This window comes from Moorena sp. SIO1G6, assembly GCF_010672795.1.
GTDB classification, from domain to species: Bacteria; Cyanobacteriota; Cyanobacteriia; order Cyanobacteriales; family Coleofasciculaceae; genus Moorena; species Moorena producens.
On sequence record NZ_JAAHFZ010000002.1, the window covers coordinates 123737 to 137446 of the forward strand.

The following is a 13710-nucleotide window of genomic DNA, read 5'->3' on the forward strand; positions in this document are numbered from 1 at the left end:
CGGTGGGTGATTTATAAAAAATTTTTATATTACAAATTTTAATTACCGCCGAATCATGATTATACTACCTATTTCTTAAAAGTTTAGTAAAAGTTTTACATAGCCAGTTCGGTATAACAAAAAAAGTAAGCATTCAGCTATCAGTTATCAAGCCAACCATTAGTCTTTGACCACGCTAAGCTAAAACTGATTTTAAATGCCTTTTAGCTGATTAGCTGGAAAATTTCCTTAGCAGCGCGATCGCATACGCCCACTTCACCCAATAACTGGCGCATTTCTTGATAATCTTTCAGGGTTTGCTGACGCCGTTCTTGATTAAAAAGGAGTTCCAAGGATTCCCGAACAATATTCTCTGGTGTCGCTTGCTCTTGTAACAACTCCGGCACAATGGAACGCATTACTACTAAGTTAGGGGGAGACATGAAGGGAATCGAAAACTTCAAAAAAGTGCGAGCAAGCCAGTAGGTAAAGGGATTAACTCGGTAGAAAACCACCTGGGGCACATCTAGTAGTGCTAGTTCCAAATTCACTGTACCCGACTTGGTAATCGCTAAATCAGCAGCAGCCAAGATTTCCTTAGTTTGACCAGCTACCACCTTAGCTTGTAAACCATAGCGCTTTACTGCTTCTTCAATGGGATGGCGATAGGCTTCTAAGGATAGGGGAATCCAAAATAGTGGTGAATCAGCTTGACTTTCCTTTAACCATTTACCCTTTGACTGGCTAACCTGGCGTGTTTGCTCAGTATCTAACAATTGTGACTGTAGCTGCTTGGCTGCTTCAAAGACTACAGGCATGAGATACTTAATTTCTTGTTGTCTAGAGGCAGGTAAAAGTGCGATCGCACTTTGTTCTGGAGCTATGCCTAAGGTAGCACGAGCCTCCTCTCGGCTTGGGCTAGATTCCATCCGATCTACTAGGGGATGACCGACCCAAGTAACTGAAGCTCCCTTTTCCACAAAGTAACGGGCTTCTTCTGGGAAAATTGCCAACATTCGATCACTGATCTCCACAATCATCCTGGTGTTGCGCTTAGAGATAGACCAAACCCACTCTTGGGGAGCAATATAATAAACTACCGGTACTTGTGGTAGTTCACGCTTGAGAAAACTACCAATACTCAAATTTGGTCCCATGTAGTCAATCAGCACCACTAGGTCAGGGGTCTGCTGCCGGAGATACTGTTTGGCACGACCTTGGACTTTCAGGGTAGGCAGCACAAAGGGTAAAGATTCCAGAATTCCTACAGAACCAATACTAGTGGTATTATCCAACAGCTTCGCACCAGCTTGAGCCATTTGATCACCGCCTAGAGCAACAATCTCTAACTCTAAGCCAGCTGCTGTTCCCTGACGTTTCAATGCTTCAATCAGTAGAGCCCCTTGTAAATCACCAGATACCTCGCCAGTACTGATAAAGATGCTTTTCAGAGTCATGGTTGATCGGTCGATAGAGATTAGGGAAATAAGAAGTAGACAGTAACCAGATCTAAATTACCTGACCACTGCAACATAGTATCAGTGCCCGGCTAGGGTAAACTGTCACACATTTAAATTGTGAATAAATTGTGAATAAATTATGAATAGGAGCGCTTTGGGGAGATGGGGAGCGGTGCGACCCGTGGCGAATTTAATTACGGGTCAAGCGCACCGAGGGATATGGGGATATGGTAGACCGGCTTTTGCACAAATGCATCGATTGAGCGTTGGTAACGCTACGGAAACAGACATTCAAATCTATAAAAGCTTAATCACTAATTATGTAATTTTTTTATACTTAAGTATTTTCTTTTAAAAAAAAATTTTATAATTCTCTGGAATTTTAAGCAGTTAATATAAACTTCATGAAAACTAGTCATTTAATTCATCCACTTTTCATATTTGTGAAAGCAAAATAAAAACAAATGAAGGAAAAAATAGGTAATTTTACTGAATTAGCGCTAGCTAAAATCACAAGCTTCCTACTATAGGGTGCAATTAAAAAGTATTTTTTAGGAGAAATAAAGATGTCTACTAATTCCACTAACACAACAGTTTTGACTTTCGATGAACTGCCCTTTCAACCCGTTGATGACCTGAGTTTCATGGGGGTCACATTTGATTTCAAAGTAGATGGGGTAGATTCAACGGATGCCAATTATGCTGACGTCGGTCCAGGCTCAATTGTCTTTGTACAGGATCCTACTTTGGAAGGTGATGCCGCAGGAATCCTAAGCCTTGACTTTGATGCACCCATTTCCCAGCTTGAGTTTGGGGTGGCACTGAGTACCTTTGGTACTCTCACACCTGGTTTTACAGTGGAACTGTTTGATGGCTCCACATTGGTAGATGAGATCGAAGTTGATACTAGTTCAATGCCAATCTTTACCGAGGGTCTGTTCTCCTTTTCTGATAGTAATACACCAATAGACCGGGTTGTAATCGATTTCGATGATGCCGCTGCTACCCGCTTCGCTATTGATAACCTTAGCTTCGAGGAAGCTGGTGTTACCTTAATCGGTACTTCCAACAATGACATTCTCGAAGGTGGCGGAGGTGACGATATTATCAAAGGCCTTAATAGTAAAGATCTTCTGATAGGACTTGCTGGAGAAGACTATCTCGACGGTGGTGACGGTGACGATCTACTGTTTGGAGGGGACGGTCATGACACTCTCAAAGGTGGCAATGCTCAGGATACCCTCATTGGCGGGGCTCATGACGATATCCTGGAAGGTGGCAAGGGTGACGATTTGCTTTATGGTCAAGAAGGCGATGATCTGCTTAATGGTGGCCAGGGTCAAGATCAACTATTAGGTAGTTTCGGTAATGACACCCTGATCGGTGGCTCAGGAGATAATATTTTAACTGGTGGCAGTGGCCAAGATACCTTTGTCTTGTCAACAGTAGGCAAAGTTACCATCACTGACTTTACCGATGGTGAAGATCTGTTGCAGTTAGATGGTCTGACCTTTGGTCAGATTTCAATTTTTGAACAAAATGACGATACCATAATTACCACCATCAATAATCAACCATTAGCTGTCTTGAGTGGTGTAGATTTTGGTGATATTACAGAGGCAGATTTTGTGCTTTAATCTTCTGTTTTATTAATTGATAATCTTTAAAATAGGCTAGGAAAGGGTAAAGGTTAAAGGTAAAAATCATTTGAAATAAACCTTGATAACCTTTACCTTTTTCAGCGACGAGGAGGAATCAAACCCCGACGACCTTCCATTACAGACAACTGCAAAAACTGATGCAGGTGCTTAACATGTGGATTATCTGGTGGTAATTCCAGATTTTGGAGGGCTTGAGTGAATGGTTCTCCTGAAAGATAGAGCTTCCGGAATACATTTTTTAGCTGTCTAATTTCACCGCTTGTCAGTCCAGCCCGTTTAAGACCGATTAAGTTAAGCGATCGCACTCGGGATGGATTCCCCTCAACTAGCATATAGGGTGGAACATCCCGGTCAATGCGACTCATCCCACCCACCATAGCTAGACGTCCAATGTGGACAAATTGATGAATCCCCAAGACCCCACTAATTCTGACCTGGGACTCAATATAAACATGACCTGCTATAGCAGTGCCATTAGCGATAATTACAGAATCTTCAATCACGCAATTGTGAGCAAGATGACTATAAGCCATTAGCATATTGTCATTGCCAATTACGGTTGCTTCTCCCACCCCGGTGGCTCGGTTAATGGTGACGTACTCTCGAATTAGATTATTATCACCAATTCTCACCCAGCTAGGAGCACCATCATACTTAAGGTCTTGGGGTTCCGAACCCAGTACTGCTCCTGGAAATATTTTATTCCTGGCTCCGATCTCCATCGGTCCAGAAAGAACCACATGGGCACCAATGGTTGTTTCTGGGCCAACTTTCACATTATCTTCGATCACTGCGTAGGCACCAATCTGAACTGTCGGGTGTAGTTCAGCACCAGGATGGATAACAGCAGTAGGATGAATAAGTGTTGCCAATTTTCCAAAAACCAAAGTGAGCAATGACTAACAATACTGGCAAGTTAAAGGTTGCTGGTTGCAGGTTAAAGGTTGCAGGTTGCTGGTTGCAGGTTGCTGGTTAAAAGTTGAAAGGTTAGGCTTGACTGTTAGGGGTTTTAGTCCTAATTTATAAAATTAACTTTTAACCTCGAAAGTCAAGTATTTCAACGAAATAAGCTACCCTAAATCGAAGGCCAAAGGCGAACAACTAAATAAACAAATAAATAACTTATGGGCTACGCGCACGGGTGCGCGTTCAACCAAATAACCTACCCTAAACCGAAGGCCAAAGGCGAACAACCAAATAACGTTCCTTCGCTCTTACTAATAATGTTTTAATCCACTATAGAGAACATAAGTTCGCCTTCTGCTGCTTTCTTACCATCAACAGTAGCAACTGAGTGTATCTTACCAAAACGACGGCGCTTGATGGATAACAGTTCCGTAGTCATCACCAGTTGATCTCCTGGCACTACGGGACGCCGAAAACGAACTTTGTCAATCCCTGCAAATACGAATAATCCATCAGGACTATCGGGCATTTGGGTTAATACAATCCCCCCAACCTGAGCCATAGCTTCCACTATCATCACCCCAGGCATCAAGGGTCGTCCAGGAAAATGTCCTTGAAAAAAAGGTTCATTGAAGGTAACATTTTTGATACCTACAGCTCGTTTACCTGGAACATAGTCAATAATCCGATCAACTAATGCGAAAGGATACCGATGGGGGAGTAGTTTATGAATCTCTTCAACAGTTAGAACTGTTTTAGTTGATGAGTCATCATTTACATCCTGGGTACTTCCGGTAGAGTTATTTGGCGTGTTAAGGTCAGTCAGTGTGGACATAAGCGTACTTTAATAGAATTACAGATTGCAGGTTAATTTATTAATTTTTAAAGGTTCAACCTTCTGTGTGTTTAACTTGCAACCCATGGGTTCAGCCAGCTTTTTGGCAAGTTGGACATGGAGATGGTGGCTAGCTTTATAGGCCAGGATATGAGCAACAGGAAAACGTCCTAATAAACTCAAATCCCCTACTAAGTCTAAAAGTTTATGACGTACTGGCTCATTTGAAAATCGTAAGGGAGGATTAACCCATCCGTGTTGACCACAAACCAGAGCATTCTCCAAGCTACCACCTTTAATTAAACCGCGATCGCGCAACTGGTCAATTTGATCAGCCAAGCCAAAGGTACGAGCTGGTGCGATCGCATCAGCAAAATTGTCCTTTTCTGGAGTCCAACTATACCATTGTTTACCAATCGCTGGTAACGCAAAGTCAATGCCATAGGTAAATCGAGTTGTGGGTGCTGGTAGAGCCGTTACAAAGGCATCTCCGTGATAAACCGAGACTGGCTCGTTTAATACAAAAGGGATAGGTGTTGTTACTGAGGGAGTTAGGGGGTGAGGGGGTGTTAGGGTACCTCGAACTTGTCCGGGGGTAAAACTCTCATATGCTTTTCCCTCGATTCCTCGAACCCCTGCTGCTACTACTCCCACCTCCTGGATAGCTTCCAGCCACACCTTCGCCGAACCATCTAAAAGAGGCACTTCTGGACCATCAATCTCAATCTGAGCATTATCCACACCACTACCAGCCAGTGCAGCTAAAAGGTGTTCCACCGTACGAACGGTAGCGTTTCCATACTGGGTTGATGTAGCGAGTTCCGTAGACAATGTGGTAGCTGAAACTGCATCTATGTTTGCTGGAATAACCGGTTTACCTGGTAGGTCAACCCGCACAAAATATCGCCCAACTCCCGCAGCTGCTGGTAGTACCCTTACGTTGGTTGAAATACCGCTGTGCAGTCCGACACCAGAGCGTTCAAACATACCAGCCAAGGTGTAATATACTGAAGACATGTTTTTTGGGAAAGTTTCTATCAATAAAGGCAGTAAAATTGAAAATTGAAAATTGAAATTAACCAATCACAAATCCCAATTAACAATTCACAATTAACCACTAACACTTCACAACTAACAACTAACAATTCACAATTAACAATTAAAACTTCTCTCCAATACCAAAGTGAAGACGACTGTCCCCTTCGGTATTTAAACCAAAGTCTACCCGAATCGGACCAAGTGGTGACTGCACTCTAACCCCAAGACCGTAACCGAGACCAGTACCGGGTAAATCTCTCTGCTCACCAGGTTCACCAGGAACAGCACCAGCAGAACCAAGGTCAGTGCCAGCGTCAACAAATAGAGCGCCCCCTATGACTGAGAAAATGGGGAAGCGATATTCTGCAGTAGCCTGAAGGTAGCTACGTCCTGATGCTAGGTCTCCCTCAGCAAACCCCCGCACGGAGTTACTACCACCAATAATAAAAGCTTCATAGGGAGGTAAATCCCCCAAGATAGTGCCCCCTTGAATGTTAAAGGCAAGAGCCTGAGGTCCTTCGGTAAAGTTGGTGAATTCTACAGGGATATAGAAACTATAGCTACCTCTTAACCGATTCATTAAGATGCTGCCACTACCAATAGGAATAGATTGTTCCATGCCCAACCGCAGTAGGGAACCTTTAGTAGGTTGGGTGGTACTATTGCGTAAATCCCGCACTGCCCCTAACTGGACAGTAGTTAGGTCATCTTCACCACTGTCACTAAAGCTTAAAAGTTCTCCATCTGTAGATTCAGGTCTGACATCCCCATCACTATCTTCAATGGCAACATGTTGATATTTCAAGCCTAGGGATGCTGTCCATTCTGACCGTTTAAATACATCTTGCGATAAAGGACGGCGAAAAGTCACTCCACCACCAGTGCGCACAATCCGGGGGCGGTCTCCATCATCATCATCATTAGGAACTTTAATATTATTCTCACCGCTGCCCCCATTAAAGACCAAGGAAATCGAGCGCCGTCGGAATGCATTTACGGTGTAAGAGGTGCGGAAGGGGTCTCCTGCAATCCAAGGGTCTGTAAAGCTCAAATCGAACAATAGCTCTCGGGTTCCCAGCTGAAATTCTCCCCCTAAGGTCTGATTATTACCCCCTAGATTTTGCTGTTGATAGCTCACGGTACCAAAAAAACCACTGGCAGAACTCAGACCTGCACCAGCCGCAATTGAGCCACTACTCTTCTCAATCACGTCTACTACTATCACCACCTGGCGTGGGTCAGTACCGGGTTCAAAGGAAAACCGTACATCATCGAAAATCCCTAAACCAAAAACTCGCTGTAAGTCCCTTTGGGCTTTCTTCCGGTTAAATACAGTACCGGATTTTAACTCCACCTCCCGGGTAATAATAAAGGGGCGAGTATTACCCCCAACCGGTTCCTCCTGGTCAGTCATTGGTGGAATTGGGTTGCCATTTTCATCCACAATCGGGTTACCATCTTCATCGAGAAAACGCACCTTAACGGCTTCAATCACCCCTTCTGCCACGACCAAGGTGACTGTACCATCCGGTGAGACTTGCTCAGCATCAATGACTTGAGCTAGGTCATAACCTTCTTTCTTATACCAATCGTTTAATTGTTTGATTCCCTCTTGGAGGTCTCGCAGATTCAGGATTGAGCCATATTGCTCACCGAAGATTTCATTAATTTTTTCCTGGTTTACGATCCGTTGCCCTTCCCCCGGGGGTTCTGTTTTGACTGCCACCTGACGCAATACTGGGTTAGCTCTGACAATAAAGCTAATCCTAACTCCCAAGGGAGTATCTTCTGGCTGCACATCCACACTGGAAAAGAAACCTGTGGCAAAGATAGCATTCACATCTTCCTGAAGCTGAGAGCGGGTGGTTGCTCGTCCTGGTCGGGTTTTAATCACCCGATAAATTTCCTCTTCCAGTTGGGGAGGTGCGCCAGTAATCAAGACTTCTGCTACCAGTACTCGTACCTCTGAGGAGTCAGAAGGAGGCTCAGTTGAAGGGGGCTCTAGTTGAGTGGGTTCCGGAAGTTGGGACAGTTGATCTATTCCATTCGGAGGTGTTAGTTGAGCACTCCCTTCGATGCTATGGATTGATAAAGGAGGTTGAGTTGAAGGGGGCTCTAGTTGAGTGGCTTCCGGAAGTTGGGACAGTTGATCAATCCGATTCGGAGGTGTTAATTGAGCCATCCCTTCGATGCTATGGATTGATAAAGGAGGTTGAGTTGAAGGGGGCTCGAGTTGATTGGGTTCCGGAAGTTGGGACGGTTGATCTATCCCATTCGGAGGTGTTAGTTGAGCACTCCCTTCCATGCTATCCGGTGATAGGGGTGGCTTTGGAGTAAAGGAGGGTAACTCTGCTGCTGAAGAATCTACCGGAACGACTAGTTTAGTTGGTTTAGTTGGTACTGCCACCTGGGTTGGTGAAGAATTCGACCCTGAGAGAGTGGTAGGCACAGACTGCACAAGCGATGCAGCGCGGTCTTGGGGGTTTCCCCCATGAGCGACTGCATCAAGAACAGTCTTGGTCGGTACTGCCACCTGGTTCCCAGAAGAGTCAAGCACCGAGGCAGTCGTTGGTTTTGCCTGCACAGCAATTGTTTCAGGAACCGCTTGTAATGCTGTTTTTACGTCACTGGAATTCTGTTGAGGTGCATCTGGTAGGGACTGAATGGTTTGCCCACGGGTTGGTTTGGATACACCAATACTGGCAGTAGCAGCGATCATTGCTGCTAACAAGGGAGATAAACGCATTGTGTTGTTTGTTTTTGACACTTCCACACACCATTCCTATTGGGTCATTGGTCATTGGTAAACTCTCAGTAAGCCATTGATTACTGGTTGACGGAGGGCTAACAACTCCAGTGCCATAGGAGCAACTATTATATTAGTTATTAGTTGTCAGCCACAGTACCATGACTGAACACTTGACCTAAGCAAACAATGCCCATGCCTGTTGTCTATTTTCGTTCGTCTGTGGTTATTTTTACCAATGTGCTGATTTTTTTTGGGTTACGGGTTAACGATGGCATCAATCCCGTCACTTGTTTTTACCCGGTCAGGTCTAGTCAGAGGCTGATTAGAGTTTGCTCTCAAGAACTTTTTGTAGCACTTGCTGATAGGCTTGTTCTACATTGCCCAAGTCCTTCCGAAATCGGTCTTTGTCCATGACTCGACGCTCCGGATCAGTTTCGGCTTGGTTCCAAAGGCGACAGGTATCAGGACTGATTTCATCGGCTAATAGTAGTTCTTCAGACGGGGTTAGACCAAACTCCAACTTGAAGTCTACTAGAGTAATGCCACACTGATAGAAGAAGTCAGTCAGAATTTGGTTAATTCGCAACGCTTGCTCAATCAGTTGGTTCAACTGCTCAGGCGTTGCTAGTTCCAGCAGTAGTAAGCGATCGCGTGTTAACAAGGGATCTCCTAAGTCGTCATTCTTTAAATAAAATTCCACTAGGGGCTTCGGGAGTACCCGACCCTCTGGTATTCCAGTTTGTTGACATAGACTACCAGCAGCAATGTTCCTGACTACCACCTCCAAGGGCACAATTTTTACCTGTTTGACCAACATTTGGTTGGGAGTAGGACGGTCAATGAAGTGTGTAGCTATGCCATTCTCTTCTAAGACTTTGAACAAATGAGATGCGATCGCACAATTTATCTCACCCTTCCCAGAAATCTGACCTCGCTTTTGGGCATTAAAGGCAGTGGCATCATCTTTAAAGTGAGTCAGTAGAATCTCTGGGTCATCGGTAGTATATAGGATTTTCGCTTTACCTTCGTAGAGTTTTTGATCAGGGGACATAATCAGTAAGATGATGGTTGACTGACAATATATTGACAGATATACCAGCCCTAAATGATTCGTAAAATATAGTGGCCACAGCCGACGCGATCGCGTTCGCTTTGGCCGTAGGCCAAAGCGAACGCCGAATCGCGCTTAAAGCAAGCCCAGCAATGATTTCAGATTTTGCATGTTTGACAACTGATTTAGGATTGCTATAGATCTTGACCAAAAATTTTGGGTTTAAAGCCCCGTCCTTCAAGGTACGGCTTTGATTTATAATTAAACCTAGCGGTTTTACGCATATATAAAAAGCGTAGTAGGTCGCTTCGGATAGCTTGAGCTCCGGAAGCAAAGTAGCAAAAATACGCGCATTTTTTATAAATGTTGAAGCCGTAGCACGACAATTGAATAAATTTCTCCCGGTGCACTTTCGCGCACCTTTCCAAACGCCGCCGGGCAGACGGTGTATGCTTGTGGAGGGTAAAGTCGTTGGACTCCCCGAGAAGCAATAATCCTCGCTGCGTGATTCAGGAGGAGTGTCAAAGATAGATTTAGCTATATCCGCGATTCATAAGGGGCTGTGTGCGCCACCTACGGGCGCACTTTATAAGCCCCCTCCCACACTAAACCAATCAACAAAAGATGTGGGGTTTATAGCGGATCTAGCTAAAGTTTTTCAGCAAAGCAGAAAGCGATGCAGCAAGGGAACAGGGTACCTAACGCCGACCTGTGGGGGTTCCCACGGGTAAAACAGCGGTGCATTCACCTAGTGTCTCCAAAGGAGAATCGTGGTGTTTCGCAAACAGACACAAAACCACTCGCCCTTTGCATCAAGACAATGCCCTTGTGTTTTGGGCAGTACCGTAAAACCTGATGTCTATTACAGCAATCACAATCAGACAAAATCCGAAATTTGGTGGAGCGTGAGTTATCCTTTAATCAGTTAAGTTAAGGTTAGGTTAAAAACGTCTGGTGCAGGCAATAGCTATGGTAGATCCATCTGATTTTTTACACCCTCACAGTCCCTATCACGGTCAGTTCAAGCCAGAAAACGTGGTTTTTAACGCTAATTTACAGGAATTTGCTCAAAAAGTCAGCTACATCTGTAATCTGGAAACTGCTGGTAAGCTGCCTCCAAAAGAGGCTTACCAGCAGATTAAAAAACTCTGGAAAGAGTTGAAACAAAGCAAAAAGAGCCTGGGTATATAAAGGATGAAATACGTCATTCTTTACTTCGTGGTCATCGTGTAAACTCCATCCCAGGAATCATCAGGAGGATGATCACAATAGTTTTTAGCTCGGTGAATATGGGTCTTGACAGGCCGGTCATTTGGTTGTATATCTAGTGCATCAGTAAAATACTTGAGTGCCTGGTGAAAGTCTCGTTTGATGTAAGCATTACGCCCTGCTTGATACAAATCCAAGAACCGTTTTCTTTTATCGCTAAGGGATACGTCGGTTTTGCCAATTAATTCATAAATCCTAACCGCTTGGTTTTTACCTTTGACCCGGATTTGATCTAACTCCCGCACCACAATGCGATCGCGGCACAAATTATAGGTAGACTCACTCAAGATAATGTCGCAGCCATACTCTTTGGTAACGCTTTCGAGACGAGCACTTAGATTCACCCCATCTCCAATAACCGTATAGTCCATCCGTTTTTGGGAGCCGATATTGCCGGAAACCACTTCTCCAGAACTAATTCCCATTCCAATCCGGATTTCAGGTTGGTTGTTACGACTGCGATTGGAATTAAATTTTGCTAAGCGTGAGCGCATATCTAGAGCTGATTTGACAGCCTTCCAAGCATGATTTGGCAGGGGTAAAGGTGCTCCAAACACCGCCATCAAGGCATCTCCAATAAACTTGTCCAAGGTGCCATCATGATTGAATACAGCCTCTACCATGGTTTCAAAATACTTGTTGAGCAACGATACCACCTCTGTTGCTCCGAGATGTTCTGTTAGGTTTGTGTAGCCCCGGATATCGGAAAATAGAATTGTTACTTCTTGCTTCTTGCCCTGCATTAAGGTATCTTCCCCTAGGGCTAAGACTTGATCAGCAACCCGTGGAGTCATGTAGCGATACATGGCTGTCTTCATACGCTTCTCACGAGTCATATCTTCTAGAACCACTAACCCACCTCGCACACTTCCCTCTGGGTTGAGCAAAGGATTGACGCTTAGGTTGAGACTGCGTTCAATTTCCTGAACTTGGTATTTTGACAAATAATAAGTAGATGAAGATTCCGTGTGGGGTGTTTCATTCCAGGGTACATAAACATTCGGGTCATCCCACTTTGGCATTGCCAGCACCATCGATGGTGATCCTAAATCCCCTTGAGGAGCTTTATACAGACCAATCTTCAGAGTTTGTTCTGGCATATAATGCCGAGTCCCTGTAGCCAAGCTATCTTGCCAACGCCACTGGAGATTTTCAATCGGTACTACATCCCAGATGTATCGACCAGTGAGCTTAGACTGCCAGAATTTCCAATCGGGACTGCCTTTTCTACGATTAGGACCACCTAGGAACTTGATGGCTGCATCATTGATCATCACAATTCGTCCCTGCATGTCAGTGGAAATCACTGCGTCGGTTAGACTTTGCAGGATATCTTGCTGATATTGCTTTTCAATCAGGACCCTTTCAAACAGCTGGGCATTTTCCAGAGCTATGCCTGCCTGAATATTAAACGCCCGCATAAACTCTTGATCAGAGCTGGTAAAGTAGCCTTGGTGCTTGTTGATTAACTGGGTCACACCGATTAATTTATTTTTGGAGTTAAATACCGGCATACAAAGAATACTTTCGGTGCGATAACCGGTTTGTTTGTCAGTGGTCGGGTCAAAACGGTCGTCTTTATAGGCATCTGGAATATTGAGCGGCTCACCAGTGGATGCTACATAACCAGCAATACCTCGGTTGGCTGGTATTCGGATTTCTATGGTGTTTTGTCCATCCGCTGTAGCTACCTTACTCCAAAGTTCGTTGCGTTCTTGGCATAGCAAAAATAGCGTAGAGCGGTCCGCTTGCATTAGATCCCGAGCCTGCTCCATCACTAAACTTAGGGTTTGTTCGAGCTTCAGGCTCTTCCCCAGAGACTCAGTTGCCTTGAGCAGAGCAATCACTCCCCTTTGGTTACGAGCTGCCTGTTGAAATGATTGGCAGGCTTCGAGGATGATGCCAAGGTCGTCGGCAAAGTTCTCAAATTGCTTTTCGTTGGTACTATCGAAGGGCACACCGCCAGTTTTATTCAAAAAATTTATTACAGCAATCACCTGGTTATTGCGATTAAAAATTGGCATACACAGGAGGCTTTGGGTACGATAGCCAGGGATTTCGTCAAATTCTGGGTTAAATAGGGGATGATGGTAAGCAACTGACGTATTGAAAGACTTGCCAGTGGCAGCAACATGACCCACAACACCCTGATTGTGGGGAATCCGGCGTTCTATGGTTTTGTCCGTGTGAGGTTGGGGGATGTTTGCCCATAGTTGACCTGTGTCGGTGTCAACCATGAAAATAGTGGCTTGGTCTGCCTGTAGGACTTGACCAACTTTTAGGGTTAAAGCCTCTATAACCTGCTCTAGCCGAGTTTCCAGAGCATCATTATTGATCAGTGCGATCGCTCCCAGAAACTGTTGAAAATCAGCAGCAAAGAAATCTAACCAGCAGCTAAATTGAGGAATGGATAGGGTTTTGATGCGGTCAATTAGATGGCTGGTTTGTGAGGGTTGAGTTAACTGAGATAATGTAGCAGTAACACTACTGGTATTCGGTCTTGTCATACTTCGTCTGCTCCTGCCTTTGGAGGCGCGTGAGGGCAAGTCAACTGGGCAGATAAGAATTGCTGCGTTGATAAGTCTTCTATCGTCTTTGACTTCAAGAACATGAATTGACACCCTGGCTATAAGTAGATCTGAGGATATACCTATCCTGATTACAAGTTTGGCATATCTCTACAGTCAAAATCAGTACCCTAGGGGGTACTTTCTAGACTATAGGTTTCCCTAAAACTGTTAAGGATTGTACAATTACAATAG

The 13710-nt window shown here is 44.6% G+C and carries 10 protein-coding genes; 3 read left to right on the top strand and 7 right to left on the bottom strand.

All coding sequences use genetic code 11. The features are described 5' to 3' along the window. Nucleotides 1–203: 203 nt before the first annotated feature. Nucleotides 204–1436: a lipid-A-disaccharide synthase gene (gene lpxB, locus F6K63_RS03445; RefSeq protein ID WP_287310795.1), complete on the bottom strand. Its 1233-nt coding sequence runs from the start codon at nucleotides 1434–1436 to the stop codon at nucleotides 204–206. 184 nt (nucleotides 1437–1620) lie between these two features. Here lpxB and F6K63_RS03450 point away from each other — a divergent pair, with 184 nt between their 5' ends. Together F6K63_RS03450 and F6K63_RS03455 are read left to right on the top strand one after the other, a co-directional pair. Continuing rightward, nucleotides 1621–1794: a hypothetical protein gene (locus F6K63_RS03450; protein WP_287310797.1), complete on the top strand. Its 174-nt coding sequence runs from the start codon at nucleotides 1621–1623 to the stop codon at nucleotides 1792–1794. 211 nt (nucleotides 1795–2005) lie between these two features. Continuing rightward, the gene (locus tag F6K63_RS03455) at nucleotides 2006–3076 is read left to right on the top strand and encodes a calcium-binding protein (RefSeq protein WP_287310799.1); all 1071 of its coding nucleotides are present in this window, start codon (nucleotides 2006–2008) and stop codon (nucleotides 3074–3076) included. Nucleotides 3077–3177: 101 nt separating this feature from the next. Here the strand turns inward: F6K63_RS03455 and lpxA are convergent, their stop codons facing one another. The 5 genes from lpxA to purC form a co-directional block, all read right to left on the bottom strand. Continuing rightward, nucleotides 3178–3972 (bottom strand): acyl-ACP--UDP-N-acetylglucosamine O-acyltransferase, encoded by a 795-nt coding sequence (gene lpxA / locus F6K63_RS03460; RefSeq protein ID WP_287310801.1) that lies wholly within the window; start codon nucleotides 3970–3972, stop codon nucleotides 3178–3180. A gap of 356 nt (nucleotides 3973–4328) precedes the next feature. Then, a complete protein-coding gene (fabZ, locus tag F6K63_RS03465; protein ID WP_287310802.1) occupies nucleotides 4329–4841 on the bottom strand; it encodes a 3-hydroxyacyl-ACP dehydratase FabZ in 513 nt (170 codons plus the stop codon). A gap of 18 nt (nucleotides 4842–4859) precedes the next feature. Then, the gene (locus F6K63_RS03470) at nucleotides 4860–5858 is read right to left on the bottom strand and encodes a UDP-3-O-acyl-N-acetylglucosamine deacetylase (RefSeq protein WP_287310804.1); all 999 of its coding nucleotides are present in this window, start codon (nucleotides 5856–5858) and stop codon (nucleotides 4860–4862) included. A gap of 142 nt (nucleotides 5859–6000) precedes the next feature. Further along, nucleotides 6001–8625: a BamA/TamA family outer membrane protein gene (locus tag F6K63_RS03475; RefSeq protein ID WP_287310806.1), complete on the bottom strand. Its 2625-nt coding sequence runs from the start codon at nucleotides 8623–8625 to the stop codon at nucleotides 6001–6003. Nucleotides 8626–8950: 325 nt separating this feature from the next. Then, nucleotides 8951–9679 carry a phosphoribosylaminoimidazolesuccinocarboxamide synthase gene (gene purC, locus F6K63_RS03480; protein ID WP_287310807.1) on the bottom strand — a complete coding sequence of 243 codons (729 nt, stop codon included), beginning with the start codon at nucleotides 9677–9679 and terminating at the stop codon, nucleotides 8951–8953. A gap of 969 nt (nucleotides 9680–10648) precedes the next feature. Here purC and F6K63_RS03485 point away from each other — a divergent pair. Beyond that, on the top strand, nucleotides 10649–10870 hold the full coding sequence (locus F6K63_RS03485; protein WP_008180180.1) for a DUF7219 family protein: 222 nt from the start codon (nucleotides 10649–10651) through the stop codon (nucleotides 10868–10870). Nucleotides 10871–10890: 20 nt separating this feature from the next. Here the strand turns inward: F6K63_RS03485 and F6K63_RS03490 are convergent, their stop codons facing one another. After that, nucleotides 10891–13455 (bottom strand): adenylate/guanylate cyclase domain-containing protein, encoded by a 2565-nt coding sequence (locus tag F6K63_RS03490; RefSeq protein ID WP_287310809.1) that lies wholly within the window; start codon nucleotides 13453–13455, stop codon nucleotides 10891–10893. Nucleotides 13456–13710: the final 255 nt, after the last annotated feature.